Origin of the sequence: Fortiea sp. LEGE XX443 (genome assembly GCF_015206815.1) — a bacterium.
Classification (GTDB): Bacteria; Cyanobacteriota; Cyanobacteriia; order Cyanobacteriales; family Nostocaceae; genus Nostoc_B.
Genome location: NZ_JADEXZ010000068.1, coordinates 1 through 13,866, shown reverse-complemented (window position 1 = coordinate 13,866; position 13,866 = coordinate 1). Strand labels below are relative to the sequence as shown.

The 13,866-nt window shown below is 37.8% G+C and carries 12 protein-coding genes; 4 read left to right on the top strand and 8 right to left on the bottom strand.

Annotated elements, in window-relative coordinates:
• Positions 1–133 precede the first annotated feature (133 nt).
• Both IQ259_RS21040 and IQ259_RS21035 read right to left on the bottom strand, forming a co-directional pair.
• Positions 134–2,218, bottom strand: coding sequence for an S-layer homology domain-containing protein (locus IQ259_RS21040; RefSeq protein WP_193887945.1), 2,085 nt, complete (start codon positions 2,216–2,218; stop codon positions 134–136).
• A gap of 226 nt (positions 2,219–2,444) precedes the next feature.
• Positions 2,445–3,113: a hypothetical protein gene (locus tag IQ259_RS21035; RefSeq protein WP_193887944.1), complete on the bottom strand. Its 669-nt coding sequence runs from the start codon at positions 3,111–3,113 to the stop codon at positions 2,445–2,447.
• Positions 3,114–3,239: 126 nt separating this feature from the next.
• Between IQ259_RS21035 and trxA the strand changes: the two genes are divergently transcribed.
• A complete protein-coding gene (gene trxA, locus IQ259_RS21030; protein ID WP_193887943.1) occupies positions 3,240–3,572 on the top strand; it encodes a thioredoxin in 333 nt (110 codons plus the stop codon).
• A 33-nt stretch (positions 3,573–3,605) separates the two neighbouring features.
• Here the strand turns inward: trxA and IQ259_RS21025 are convergent, their stop codons facing one another.
• From IQ259_RS21025 to pstS, 5 genes are all read right to left on the bottom strand, one after another.
• Complete coding sequence (locus tag IQ259_RS21025) at positions 3,606–4,463, bottom strand: peptidoglycan recognition family protein (RefSeq protein WP_193887942.1); 858 nt, start codon at positions 4,461–4,463, stop codon at positions 3,606–3,608.
• Between the two features lie 160 nt (positions 4,464–4,623).
• Positions 4,624–5,403 (bottom strand): phosphate ABC transporter ATP-binding protein PstB, encoded by a 780-nt coding sequence (gene pstB, locus IQ259_RS21020; protein ID WP_193887941.1) that lies wholly within the window; start codon positions 5,401–5,403, stop codon positions 4,624–4,626.
• A 42-nt stretch (positions 5,404–5,445) separates the two neighbouring features.
• Complete coding sequence (gene pstA, locus IQ259_RS21015; protein WP_193887940.1) at positions 5,446–6,330, bottom strand: phosphate ABC transporter permease PstA; 885 nt, start codon at positions 6,328–6,330, stop codon at positions 5,446–5,448.
• 21 nt (positions 6,331–6,351) lie between these two features.
• Positions 6,352–7,332: a phosphate ABC transporter permease subunit PstC gene (gene pstC, locus IQ259_RS21010; RefSeq protein WP_193887939.1), complete on the bottom strand. Its 981-nt coding sequence runs from the start codon at positions 7,330–7,332 to the stop codon at positions 6,352–6,354.
• A 183-nt stretch (positions 7,333–7,515) separates the two neighbouring features.
• Positions 7,516–8,556, bottom strand: a complete 1,041-nt coding sequence (pstS, locus tag IQ259_RS21005; protein WP_193887938.1) for a phosphate ABC transporter substrate-binding protein PstS — start codon at positions 8,554–8,556, stop codon at positions 7,516–7,518.
• Positions 8,557–9,724: 1,168 nt separating this feature from the next.
• Here pstS and IQ259_RS21000 point away from each other — a divergent pair.
• The 3 genes from IQ259_RS21000 to hppD all read left to right on the top strand — a co-directional run bounded on the left by IQ259_RS21000 (position 9,725) and on the right by hppD (position 12,866).
• Positions 9,725–10,519: a phosphate ABC transporter ATP-binding protein gene (locus IQ259_RS21000; protein WP_193887937.1), complete on the top strand. Its 795-nt coding sequence runs from the start codon at positions 9,725–9,727 to the stop codon at positions 10,517–10,519.
• A gap of 143 nt (positions 10,520–10,662) precedes the next feature.
• A complete protein-coding gene (locus IQ259_RS20995; protein WP_193887936.1) occupies positions 10,663–11,703 on the top strand; it encodes an NYN domain-containing protein in 1,041 nt (346 codons plus the stop codon).
• 140 nt (positions 11,704–11,843) lie between these two features.
• Positions 11,844–12,866: a 4-hydroxyphenylpyruvate dioxygenase gene (hppD, locus tag IQ259_RS20990; protein ID WP_193887935.1), complete on the top strand. Its 1,023-nt coding sequence runs from the start codon at positions 11,844–11,846 to the stop codon at positions 12,864–12,866.
• A 287-nt stretch (positions 12,867–13,153) separates the two neighbouring features.
• On the opposite strand, the gene IQ259_RS20985 is transcribed toward hppD, so the two are convergent.
• The gene (locus IQ259_RS20985; protein ID WP_193887934.1) at positions 13,154–13,474 is read right to left on the bottom strand and encodes a multidrug efflux SMR transporter; all 321 of its coding nucleotides are present in this window, start codon (positions 13,472–13,474) and stop codon (positions 13,154–13,156) included.
• Positions 13,475–13,866: the final 392 nt, after the last annotated feature.

The window sequence follows — 13,866 nt, the reverse complement described above, 5'->3', positions numbered from 1 at the left end:
TATTTTTTGAATTGGGATTACATGAAATCTATGCAAAAAAGAAGGTAAAAGTCATACATGACTTTTACCTTTGATTTTTATCCTACTGTGCATTAGTAGAGACGATGAATAGCGTTTCTACTAAACTTTGGTGTTACCTTCTACCGGGAGTTCTACCACCTTCGTCATTACTACCACCGTGGGGGCGAGAATTACCGGGGTCACAACCCTCAGAACCGTTACCAATTCCTTGGTTACAATTGCGACGACGTTTTTTGTCATCATCATCATCATCGTCGTCGTCATCGTCATCGTCATCATCATCACGGCGACGGACTTTTTTATCATCATCGTCATCGTCATCGTCGTCATCAACAGATTGTTCTGTCTCTGTTTGTTGAACGTTGTATTGAGACGATATATCTGCTACTTCGCCAGCGCTAACCAATGCTTTGTATATCAAAGCGCAAACTTCTGATCTGGTTGCTACTTTGTCAGCATTGAGAGTCTGGACATTGGGATAATTGACAACAATACCTCGTTCTGTGAGTGCTGCGATCGCATTACGCACATCGCTACGAATAGTTGCAGCATCAGAGTAAGCGGTCAAAATTGACTCTGTGGAACCGCTAAAGGTGTAGTTTAGCCCTCGTGCTAACGATAACAGAACTTCCAGACGAGATAAGGCTTGAGTGGGGTTGAAATTATTACCAGAAACTCCTAAAAAGCCTCTAGAATAAGCTTCGCGGATAGCACCGTAAGCCCAATATTTAGTAGATACGTCTCTAAAACTAACTGCCTGACGAATGTTTACTTTTTCAAAGGCTTGGCTAATCATCGCCGCAAATTGGGCGCGAGTTACCTGTTCGTCAGGGCGGAAAGTACCATCAGGAAAGCCTTGAATAACTTGCAAAGCTGCCAACTCTGCAATAAAGTCACCAGCCCAGTGGTTGGTCGAAACATCGCTAAATTTAGTTTGGATACCTTGGGCTACGCCGATTGCCCGGTAACTCATCATCATCTGACCAATATCATATGTAGAACTATCGTCATCACTGACTTCATTGAGTTCTACTAAGCGACCGGGTTCAGCTTTTAAAGCTTCTGCCAAGTTGTAACTGAAGCTGCTAATTGTTTGACGAACTAAAGCGAATTGACCACTGCTAAAGGAGGTGGGATAGACGCTATTTGTCGCAACTGATGAGAAGCCTTCTGTCTGGAACTGGCTAACTTTAACAGTTTGGGAACTGCTAAGGAAAGTTACTCGTTGGTCACTGACTTGAGTGAAGTAGTCATAGCTGCTAGTACCTGAGTCAATTGTGCCGTCTTCATTAGCATCGACTCCATATACAGTGCGGACAACTTGATATTCACTAGGATTAGCAGACAAAATCAGGTTAACACTGCTGAATGCTGGCAAACATTCAAATTCGCTGTAGCCAACAAAGCGGTTTTGAGTATCGTATAATCTGACGACGACGCGATCGCCTGCTTTAATGCCTTTAGTAAATTTCGCCTTGTGCTTAACTTTATATTTGTAATCACCCAAAAACCTTTCTTTTAAGTAGCCTTTGTTACGTTTAGATTTCAAGGAAACGCGGGCAATTACTTCCGAAAAGTTACCAGATGGTTGCAAAATGGCCAGGCTAAAACCTGTCTTTTTCCCTTTGACTGCTCTACTAGCTGCACTGACTTGGGTGCTGCGTTGGGCAACTACTGTTCGTCGGGTAGCAGTAGTGCTGCTGGTTTGACGTGTGGTAGTTTCTCGACGGGCGATCGCAGCTGTAATAGTCTTGGTAGACTCTTCATCTAGTTTGGCGACACGTCCAGACTTATCAGTGCGATATACCCAAACTTGCTCTGTGTTGGCAACTACTACATGCCAACCAGGTACTATAGATTGAGAGCAATTTTCTTCGGCTTTTAAACCCAAACAGCCATCAGACCAAGTTTGCTGTTGAGCTTTAACGACACGTAAACCTGAAATTTCCGAGCCTGTGCGGCCGGAAATATCCTGTAAAACAGCAACTTTGACGGGTTCTGGCAAGGCTGATTCATTACTGGCTAACTCATCGGCTAACAGTTGTTGACTTGTGGAGTTAACAGGTGTTTGTGCGACGGTGGTAGAGAATCGAGGAGCTGCGTATGCTGAAATAATTGGAGAAAACATTGCTACAGAGGTTGCAGCAACAATAACTTTACTCAAATGAGCTAAAGAACGAGTTTTTATGTGTTTCATCTCACACCGTACTAATCGGCTATTAAGTGAAGGGTTTGTGAAGTTCCCTTGACCTATTAATCCCTTTGTGCAGATGAAACTAACATCTATGGCAGAAGACAGGAGGCAGAAAGTAGGAGGTAGGAGGTAAAAGCCTTACTATTCCTGGCATTTAGCTTTTAAAATTTCCTAACCTAAGTGCATTTTGCTATAAATACATAGTGCGATGCTGGTATTTACAGCAGATTTAAATTTTGTGAGGTACAGAAGTACAAGAAAGACTTTGAATTTCTGCTTGCAGATTAGCTCTGGCAGATTGTTCTGCAACCTCAAACATGAAAGGCGTAAAATACATACGCTGTCTTTGTAAAAATTTTTCTAGAACTTGCTTGCGACCTTTAATATATTCAGTTTCTGCCACCCAAGCATATTCTTGACGGATAGCATTAGCATATTCTTGATAATCAACTGAAGCAGCCGCTAAAATTGCCAAATCAGCATCTAATAAAATTTGGCTATCAATATCATCTTCACTTGCTTGGTGATATTTGGTATTTAGGATGAGACGCTTAACAGTTGTTATCTGGCTCATAGGAATTTTCAAACTATTTAATAACTGACAAGCATATTCAGCGCTTCTTTCTTCATTATCTTGAGAATGAGTATCATAAACTACATCATGAAACCAAGCTGCAAGCTGTACAGCAAGTAAATCTTTGGTATGAGCTTGCAAAATCTGAATTTTATTTAAGACGTAATGAATGTGTTGCAGTGTATGATAGTAGCGACCAGCCGTAGAATATGCCTCAACTAACTGAGCAAAAGTTGTTTTCACCTCTAATTGATCAACCCCAAAAGATTGCAGTGTATACTGCCAGTGATTAAATAAGATATGTGTAAGAGTGCCTGTAGGCATATTGTTTAATATTGCTGCAATCAATAATAGTGATTTTGAGTAATGTATTTTGCGATCGCTTGTACTATATACTCTCTATAGTCACTTAGTTATTAAAATTTTAGTTTGATATTGAGGAATTAAAAAATGTCTACCGAAACTGGTACAGTTGCTTACATTCAAGAAAGTGAATTTGATGTTTTGTTAACTGAAGAAAAAGTTCTTGTTGTTGACTTTACTGCTACTTGGTGTGGCCCGTGTCGCCTTATCAGTCCATTAATGGAGCAACTTGCAGAGGAATACAAAGGACGCGTCAAGGTCGTTAAAGTAGACGTAGATAACAACAAACCAATGTTCAAAAAATTTAGTCTTCGCAGCATTCCCGCCGTTTTAATCTTCAAAGATGGTGAGTTAGCCGAAAAAATCGTTGGAGTTTCACCTTACGAGCAGTTTAGCGGCGCTGTTGACAAGCTTCTTTAACTAAATTCTAAATTCCTACTTTTGACTTGTTTATTATCCCTGCGCTCGATAAACTGGGTTGATTTGACGATAGGTATTGAGTAAATTCAAGAATTTCTCAAAATCAAAACTTACTGGGTCAATTCTTTGATTGGAACGGTCTACTTCTTGATGGGTAGTGATGCGATACTCTGGAATTTGACTTTGAGCAATTAACCAAGCTAGAGAATGATATTGCTCTTGCGTGTAGCCGCTATGAGCTTTAATGTAATTATCACCGCGTCCATCCGGTGGTGTTTCTAAAGAAACGTGATAAGCAAAATTATTTACAGATGGCGGTAAACCACGATTAGTCTGCACAGTTTCTGCACCATTAACACTTTCAAATACTGAATTAGCTGCGCCAAAGGCTCGCTTTTCTGGAGGGACTAAATAAACAACAGTCCCGTCTAGCTTGATTAATGTATGATAACTCGCTTGCACACTTTCATCTGTATGGGGAGTTTGAAAGAAATTAATTGCGCTGGTGGCAGAATAACCAGTTTCATGTAGTACGATTATTGGTTGATTATTGATAGGTACACCATTAATATCTTTAGTATAGCGATCGCCATAATTGCTCGGATCTATCGCTGCAATTTCATAACGAGGTTGATATCTAGCAAAAGCCTGAGTAGTTCTGTATCTTCCTGCGGTTTGCTGCGTCTTATCTGAAGATTGTTTATCTTGGTTTTTTGATGATTGTAATTGTGCCTGGGGATATTCACTCCAATTTGTACTAATTTCTTGATTTGATGGCGTTATTGTGGTAATTTGTGATTGATTTATTTTTCCAGCCAAGAGTGCCACACTTAAAGCTGTGAACATTAGAGAAATTATAAGCACCCTGGTTACCCAGTCTCTAAAACTCATTTTTTTAGGTTTGAGAATACAGCTAAAAATAACTTTAATATAGCAGTCCTGAATGATTCGTGAACAATAATATCCCTGACTTCTCAAAGCAGTCAGCAATCTGAACCTCTCGATTTTCACAAATGAAATTGGTTTTTGAAATCAAAGTTAAGAATTTAATTTAACCGAAACGCCCTGAAACATAGTCATGAGTACGAGCGTCTAGGGGACTATTAAATATTTGACTTGTAGTACCAAATTCAACCATTTGACCAATACGACTCTCATCGGTGCTAAAGAAAGCTGTAAAATCAGAGACGCGAGCTGCTTGCTGCATATTATGGGTGACGATTGCAATTGTTAATTCTGATCGCAAACTATGAATCAGTTCTTCAACTTTCATGGTAGCTATGGGATCAAGCGCTGAACAAGGTTCATCCATTAACAGAACTTTTGGTTGGATAGCTAAAGCACGAGCAATGCAGAGCCGCTGTTGTTGGCCGCCTGAAAGTCCCAAAGCAGATTTATCTAACTTATCTTTTACTTCATTCCAAAGGGCTGCACCCTTCAAGGCGGATTCAACAATTTCATCTAATTCTGTTTGCGATCGCCTACCATCTATTCTGATACCATAGGCTACATTTTCATAAATGCTCAGAGGAAAAGGGTTGGGTTTTTGAAACACCATCCCAATTTGACGACGCAAGCGATTTAGGTTAATCCGCGGATCATAAATATTCTGACCAAAAAACTCTACTGTTCCTTCCACCTTTACCGAACCTTCTAATTCGCTAATGCGATTCAGGGTTTTGATAAAAGTAGACTTACCACAACCACTAGGCCCAATAATTGCAGTGACTTGGTTTTGATAAATATCTATTGATATCCCTTCAATAGCTTTGGAAGTAGCGTAATAAAAGCTCAGGTTTTTAACTTGTATAGCGGGAATTAAGTTATTCATATTTACTTAAATGGCACAATAGATATCAATGAAACTATGTTTTTATTTAATCTTGCTCTTACTTATAACTAAGCGCGAAAACAGACTAATACAAAAAACTAAGCTGAGTAAGACCATAGCAGCAGTCCAAACCAATTGGCTTTTTTGCGGATCTGGATCGTTATAGAGATTAAAAATTAACACTGGTAGAGAAGCCGTAGGACTTAATAATCCAGATGACCAATCTAAACTGGACAATGCTGTGAATATTAGGGGTGCTGTTTCACCAGATGCACGAGCTACGCCGAGTAAAATACCTGTAGTAATTCCGGGTATGGCAGAATTAACAACGATGCGAAGAGTGGTTTGAAAACGGGTACTTCCTAAGGCTGCGGCTGCAAGACGTTGATCTATAGGAACTAGTTTTAAGGCTGCTTCTGTGGTGAGAATGACTATGGGTAATATCAATACGGCTAAAGCAAAACCACCTGCGATCGCACTAAATCCTTTGGTGACTAAAACAATTACACCATAAGCAAACATACCTACAATAATTGAAGGCACACCCGTCATGATTTTAGCGATAAAGCGAACAAAATGAGATAATGGGCTATTTTGATTAAATTCTGCTAAAAATATCCCTGTTAATATCCCGACAGGAATACTCAATAGGGAACCAATGGCCACAATTGTGATACTTCCGGTAATAGCATTACCAAATCCGTAGTCAATTACTGGGTTGAAAAATAAGTCTGGTTTTAAACCTGGTATTCCCCGTTTGGGAATTTCCCATAAAATAGATAGTAAAGGAATTAACGCTAAACCAGTGGCAGCGAAAGCGATCGCATTCATGGCATAAGTAAATAATTTTCTAGCCGTTGGTAAGGGACTACATAATTCTGCTGCTAGTAAGGATTTATCTATTTCAGACTGTTGATAACTACTCATGTCTCTCAATTATTTAGTTTCTTATCTATTTTTCTGACCAACTAACCGTACCAATAATACAGCACAAATATTCACAACTAAAGTCAATCCAAATAAAATCAACCCCAAATAGCTCAAAGCGCCAATGTGTAATCCTGGTTCAGCTTCGGGAAATTCGTTGGCTATTATGGAAGGAATTGTATAGGCTGGATCAAGTAAGGAAAGACTGATTTGAGCGGAGTTACCAATTACTAAAGTAACCGCCATTGTTTCGCCCAAGGCTCTACCTAAAGCCAGCATCGCTGCACTGACAATTCCAGAAAATCCATAGGGGAGCAAAACTCGAAAAATTGTTTCCCAACGGGTGCTACCCAAAGCCATTGAAGCGCTACGTAATTCTTTTGGAATAACCAATAAGACATCACGAGTAATAGCTGCCATTGTCGGCAGAATCATAATGGCAAGAATAATTCCCGCCGTCAACATATTGCTTCCTGCCGGATCTTCTGACTTAAATAGTGGTATCCAATTAAAACTACGAGCTAACCATTTCTGTACAGGTTCCAAAACTGGAATAAAAACAAAGATTCCCCATAATCCAATAATAATGCTGGGAATGGCGGCGATTAATTCCACAACAAATGCCAGCGTTGCTTTTACAGATATCGGCAAGAAATTTTCACTAGTTACTAATGCAATTAGGATTCCAATTGGTACAGCCAGAAAAATGGCGATCGTGCTACTAACTAAAGTTCCGTAAATATATGGCAATGCACCAAAAACTTGGTTTCCAGTATTCCAAGTTTGATTCCACAAAAAACCGAAGCCAAATTCCTCAACTGCTGGTTTAGCTTGTTGGTAAATTACCCAACTCATGATAAATAATACGGCAACGGTAATCGTGGCAAAAGTATATATTAACCGCGTAAATCCTTGATCAAACAAAAAGTTTATACCGCTGTTACCTGTTAGTTTAGGTTGAGTAAAAGAGTTATTTTCATCTGTTTCAGATAAATTTGCCATAAAAAATCAGTAATTTAACTATACTAAATAAAATGCCAATACTAGTTTATTTGTAAACATCGGTAAGTCTAATCCCCGACTTCTTTAAGAAGTCGGGGATATCGTTCTTCTTGAATGATCTAATTCTAATACTGGTATAGTAGGGTGAAATTTTAATCACTCCACTTATGCACAGATTAGAGTTTATTTAACACTGCTATTTACTGTTTCCAGTACCCGATTTACAACATCGGAGGGAATTTTTGTGTAGTTCAGATCATCATTATATTGTTGACCATCTTTGAGTACCCAATTAATCCATTTCTTGACAGCATCTGCTTTAGCGGCAGTAGGATACTGTTTGTAAATCATCATCCAGGTAAGACCTACAATAGGATAACCTTGTCCTGGATCTCCTACAAATACCCGATAGTTATCAGGAAATTTCACAGATGATAAAGCTGCATTAGCAGATTGCAAAGAAGGAGAAACAAATTCTCCTTTTTTGTTTTGTAATTGTGCTGAATTCAGTTTATTTTTGACAGCGTAAGAATATTCTACATAACCAATAGAGCCAGGAGTACGAGCTACTAAAGAAGCTACGCCTGGATTACCTTTGCCTTTGAGGACATTTGACAAAGTCCATTCAGGAGCATTGCCAGTACCAACTCTGCCTTTAAAATAACCGCTAATGCTACTTAGGTGGTTGGTGAAAATAAAAGTTGTACCACTACCATCTGCACGGACTACAAATTTAATTGGCTGATTTGGTAAATTTGCACCAGGGTTATCAGCTTTGATTTTAGCGTCATTCCAATTGGTGATTTGACCAGAAAAAATAGCTGGCAGTGTAGCACGAGATAATTTAAGATTGCTAACACCTGGAATATTATAAACTACTGAAACTGCACCGCCAGCAGTAGGTACTAATATTACACCTCTTTTGACTTTAGCGATTTCTTGATCTTTCATGGCTGAATCACTACCACCAAAGTCAACAGTGCCAGCAGTGACTTGACGAATTCCACCACTACTACCGATTCCTTGATAGTTAATTTTTAAATCTGGATACTTCTTTCTAACTTCACGGGCATATCTTTCATAAAGTGGAGCGGGAAAAGTTGCGCCTGCACCGTTGAGAGTTTGAGCCTGAGCAATCGCTGTCAAAACAGGACTAAATGCAACAGCAGATGCTACGACTGAGGTAGTAAATACTTGGTACAAAGTGGTGGTGGAAAAAGTCATATTACTCCGTAGTTTTAGGAATAGCTCTTGTAGTAATTGCAGCTATACAAAGACTTGTATTATTTAATTATTGAAATCAAGTTAACAATAGGTAAATAAGTGATTAAGAAATTACCAAGCTTTATTAATTAAAGTAACGTCTACCATTGAAAGTCCTATCACAGAGTACTATCCAGTTATTTAGCTTCAAGCTCATTTTACTCACAACAATGCTCCTCTTCTGTCTGATGCTCTGTGACTCCAAAGGGCTAGGAAATTGATCAGGTTAATAACCAGTGAACACTTTGCCCATCACTGTAACAAAAATGACTTACTGAGGTAATAAAAAAATTAATTTTTGATTATAAAGTGGTTAAGCTTTAATCATATTTTTGATTATGATCATGCTGTTAAGCAGCGATAAGTTTAAGTATCTATCGAGAGATGATTATTGACCTGATATTTGCTGAAAAAACGATATTTATCATTATTTTTGTGTCTTCATTAACCACTGAAAATCAGTTATTAGAGTATTTTTTATTTATAGTTATAAAATATACTTTAATTTTGTACACTTGCTTAAGTATATATTTATTTTAAAGTATAATATGTTAAGGTATCTGCCAATTTGCTAATGATTAATTAAATCGGTAGAGCATAACAAAACTAACTATGCAGTTAGAAACAGCACTAATGTTGATATTCTTTCTGTCTTCTGGCATGAATTGTATTATCTATATTTCAGTCTCAGTGTTGTAGCGATCGCACCCTTTCTATTTATAGAGTAAATACTACAAACTCATATTTTACTTAAAGAGTTAGTAAAATATTACGGCAAATTTATTTAAATTTTAAAAAATAAACATATTCTTTTTGATATCAAGAGTATTAACATGTCTAGGCATTATTTATTGATGGAAATGTTTTAAATTAATCCGAAAAATTCACAAATACATCAATAAAAACCTAAAAAATTGTAAGAAAATGTGGTATCGTATTTTACAATAAATATTGAAGAGAGCGATAATTTTTTACCTTACTCTTAAACAGGTATCTAATATCAGCATATTTGCTGTTTAACCGAATTGAAGAACATTAACTTCCAGTGTTGAAATCATCGTAGTAATACAGAGCCACGGATTTTTATGATTGCGTTTAGTCAATATCTATACACACACGATTTTCTAGCATGAATAAGCTAATTCCAGCAATCAAAGTTAAAAATCTCAGCCTTTACTACAACACCCAAAAAATCCTGGAAGGGGTGTCAATGGATATTTACCAGGATAAAGTAACCGCAATTATTGGCCCTAGTGGTTGTGGTAAGTCTACTTTTATAAAATCCCTGAATCGGATGAATGAATTAGAAGCCGAAGTGCGGGTTGAAGGGAGAGTAGAATTTTACAATCAAAATATTTATGAACGTCGAGTCAATTTAAATAGATTACGCCGCCAAGTCAGTATAGTACTGCCTAAACCAAATCTTTTCCCCATGAGCGTTTACGATAATGTTGCATACGGGGTAAAAATATTAGGATGGCGACCGAAAGTAGAATTGGATCAAATTGTCGAAGCTGCCATCAAAGACGCTGATCTTTGGGATGAAGTAAAAAATAAACTGCATAAATCCGCTTTAGAGCTTTCTGGCGGTCAACAGCAGCGACTCTGTATAGCGCGTGCTTTAGCTGTCAAACCCAAAGTCATTCTCATGGATGAACCTTGCTTTGGACTTGATCCGATGGCAACTACAAAAGTAGAAGGTTTAATTCAGAGTTTGCGTTTGCGATCGGAATTAACAATGGTGATTGTCAGTCATAATTTGCAGCAAGTCACGCGCATATCTGATTTCACTGCTTTTTTCCACACAAATGAAAATCGCATTGGTCAAATGGTAGAATTTGGACTTACAAAAAAAATTTTTTCTAACGCTCTTGATACACGCACTCGTGAATATGTGTTAGCTCGTCTTGCTTGCGGCAAATAAACTATTACAAAAATTGAACAAATAGAATATTTATTTTAGGCAGTTTTACGGTTATCACATAGTTTGTGACCCAGATATAACATGGGTAATTTACTGGCTTGGAAATATTTTAGTAATCTAAGCCACATTGCTTGTGGTAATTTATGAGCTATGCCAAAACAACTGAGTTAAATGGCTCAGGTAGTATCACCAACATTCAGCCATCTGAACCTACTGTTAGCAAAACCGGGATAGCGGTTTTACTATTAGATGCAGAAAATTTACAACTTAACCCTGAAACTGAAAAATTTTTAACAACAGTTTGTACCTGTCCGATTCAAATTAAAATCGCCTTTGCCAATTGGTGTAGCATGGGCAAACTAGATGTAGAGTTGCATGGACGTGGTTACGATTTGATTCACGTTCCTGTGGGTAAGGATAATGCTGATGGGAAAATGATCGCCTTTGGTTCATCTATTCACGAACGATACCCAAAAGCTAGAGAAGTTTTAGTTTGTTCTTCAGATAAAGTGATGACTAACCTCTGCAACCATCTACAGCAATATGGTTTAACAGTATATCAAGTGAGTAAACAAGCTGAAGATATTGCCGTATTGAATAGTTATACAGGTCAACTTGTGAAATCTGCGCCTGAAATCCCGGCGATTGCCCAATTTATTCTACAAATCAAAGAGTTAATCAAAGCCGAACAAAAACGTAATCATAGTTGTTGGATTAAGTTAGATATTATTTCACAAAATTATAAAAATAAGTATAAAATAACTATCAGTCAGGTGGCTGCTAAATACTTTCCTGGAAAGAAAGCCAGAGAAATATTTGTTAACTATCCTGCGGAATTTGTGATTCATCAAATTGAGCCAGATTCCGCAATGTATATCACATTATTTGAAATTAATTTAGACAAAAATGATGTTGTTGTAAGTTCTGTCAATCTGCCATTAGCTAACAAGGTAGATTTAGAACACGCACTTACAAATATTATTCATAAATTAACCATTCACTCTCCTGGAAGTTACATTAATATTGGACTTTTAAGTGGTGAGTTTAAGCAAGAGTATGGTAAACCAATTACTGAACAAATCAAAAGTTTGCAATTGAGTGGTAATTTTATTAAATTTTTGCAGTCATGTAATTCCTTTCAACTCAGGCAAACTCCAAAAGGATGGGACATAGCAGTTAAATAAACTCCTACCCAAACCCTTGCTTATATAGGTGTAATGATGTAGGATGCTGACATAATTATTGCTGAAGAAGGACTTGATAATCTAGCAAAAAAGGCAGAATTTACACATAGATAAGCTTTAGTGCTAGATTTTCAGGATTTATGGAAATTTCTTCTATTCACTTCTATGTAGACAATGCCACAGCTTGGCGGAATTGGTTTGTATACTATCTTGGGTTTAGCGCCGTCAGTAGTGAGATTAGTTCATCTCACACCTGTACCGAAATGGTGCAGAGTGGTGCTGTCTGTTTTTTGTTGTCTTCACCGTTATTACCCACAAGTCCTGTAGCGGAGTTTCTGCGTCAGCATCCTCCTGGTGTAGCAGATATCACTTTTACTGTCCAAGATGTAGAAACAGCGATCGCACAAGCAGCAGCACAGGGAGCTACAATCTTAGAACCCATCCAACAATATACTGGCTGTAAGTGCGGCAAAATTGCGGCGTGGGGTGGAATGACTCATACCTTGATAGAAAAAAAAGCGGATGAGAAAAGGGAAGTACGCAATCGCCCCATTTTTACGACGATCGACCATATCGTTTTAAATGTACCAGTCGGTGATTTAGAGCCTGCTGTGGCTTGGTACAAAAACGTCCTAGATTTGCAACCACAACAAACATTTAAAATTAAAACCGATCGCTCTGCGTTGTACAGCCAAGTGCTGGTTTCTCACAATAGAAGTGTACAATTACCCATTAATGAGCCAGCTTCGAGTAATTCTCAAATACAAGAGTTTTTGGATGTGAATCGTGGCGCAGGGATTCAACACATCGCCTTGCGAACATCAAACCTGATCAGTGCGATCGCTCAATTACGTAGTCGTGGTTTATCTTTACTATCGGTTCCGCAGACTTATTACTCGCAGCTAAAAAAGCGGCCAGAATTTCCTTTATCGCCTTTAGAACTAGATGCGATCGCTCAACAAGAAATTTTAGTGGATTGGCAAGTTAATAGCCAAAACGCACTATTGCTGCAAATTTTTACCCAACCCATATTTGAACAGCCGACGTTTTTCTTTGAGTTTATTGAACGGCGTTTCCAAGCTCAAGGTTTTGGTGAAGGTAATTTTCGGGCTTTATTTGAAGCCATTGAAAGCGAACAAATCAAACGCGGAACTTTGCAATAAAGCAAAAAATGCCAACTTGGCTACACATACCTGAATATCGCTGCTAAATTATAAATGGGAAATAACTTGCGGGCTTGATAAACCAACTTTTACTACACTAAAAATGTAACGGACGGAATTTAGGTTGGTTGCTTATTTCGTTCTCTCTTGTTAGAGGTTGCTGCTGTTTTTATTGTAGCGATCATCATCAAACTTCTTCATCTTGAAAAGGACAAACATACCAGAAAGTCCTCGTTGATTACTCCTATCCCTTCCTCGTCCATTTTTATATGGACGAGGGTATTTTTTTATTTGGCAGAATTTATCCCAACTACCCCGACAATAATTAAAGCGATAGATAAAAACTTAACCAGAGACATTGATTCACGAAACCAAATAACACCAATACTAGCAATTAAAGCTGTGCCTAAACCTGATCCAATAGAATAAGCAACATTGACTTCAATTTTTTTGATAGCTAAAGTCAAAAAACTAAAGCAAATCCCATAACAGATAAAAATTAATACTGAAGGAATAGTTCTAGTAAATCCCTCAGACAATTTCATGGAAGTTGTTGCGGCGACTTCAAACAAGATTGCAGTAATGAGATAAAGCCAACTAGTTGTCATATCTATTAAAAATGATTAATCGAGATGTACTACAAGTGAGTAATGAAAAATACTCACTTATACAACTCAGCACAATAAGTTAAAATTTTAAATTAATAAATCAACTAATTCTGCTATTTTTACGACAACTATAGCAATCTTACAAAGCACCATTAAAAATCTGATTAGCAGTCAGTTGCAAATTTGGGAAAGTAAAAGATATAGGAATCATATTTGATTTCTGAAAAAGTGTACGAGATAATACAGAGGAATATATCTGTCTAAGAACAAACAATGATAGATCAGCATCTACAACCTGCGATGCCTGCGGCGGGCGTAGCCATCGCAGAACTACAAGAATTTATAGATAGTCGCCCAGATGCCCGTGAGGTGAGAAAAGCTCTCTTCTGTAA

Coding starts and splice junctions, on each gene's coding strand:
- IQ259_RS21040 (WP_193887945.1), bottom strand. CDS start 2,218: ATGAAACACATAAAAACTCGTTCTTTAGCTCATTTGAGTAAAGTTATT.
- IQ259_RS21035 (WP_193887944.1), bottom strand. CDS start 3,113: ATGCCTACAGGCACTCTTACACATATCTTATTTAATCACTGGCAGTAT.
- trxA (WP_193887943.1), top strand. CDS start 3,240: ATGTCTACCGAAACTGGTACAGTTGCTTACATTCAAGAAAGTGAATTT.
- IQ259_RS21025 (WP_193887942.1), bottom strand. CDS start 4,463: ATGAGTTTTAGAGACTGGGTAACCAGGGTGCTTATAATTTCTCTAATG.
- pstB (WP_193887941.1), bottom strand. CDS start 5,403: ATGAATAACTTAATTCCCGCTATACAAGTTAAAAACCTGAGCTTTTAT.
- pstA (WP_193887940.1), bottom strand. CDS start 6,330: ATGAGTAGTTATCAACAGTCTGAAATAGATAAATCCTTACTAGCAGCA.
- pstC (WP_193887939.1), bottom strand. CDS start 7,332: ATGGCAAATTTATCTGAAACAGATGAAAATAACTCTTTTACTCAACCT.
- pstS (WP_193887938.1), bottom strand. CDS start 8,556: ATGACTTTTTCCACCACCACTTTGTACCAAGTATTTACTACCTCAGTC.
- IQ259_RS21000 (WP_193887937.1), top strand. CDS start 9,725: ATGAATAAGCTAATTCCAGCAATCAAAGTTAAAAATCTCAGCCTTTAC.
- IQ259_RS20995 (WP_193887936.1), top strand. CDS start 10,663: ATGAGCTATGCCAAAACAACTGAGTTAAATGGCTCAGGTAGTATCACC.
- hppD (WP_193887935.1), top strand. CDS start 11,844: ATGGAAATTTCTTCTATTCACTTCTATGTAGACAATGCCACAGCTTGG.
- IQ259_RS20985 (WP_193887934.1), bottom strand. CDS start 13,474: ATGACAACTAGTTGGCTTTATCTCATTACTGCAATCTTGTTTGAAGTC.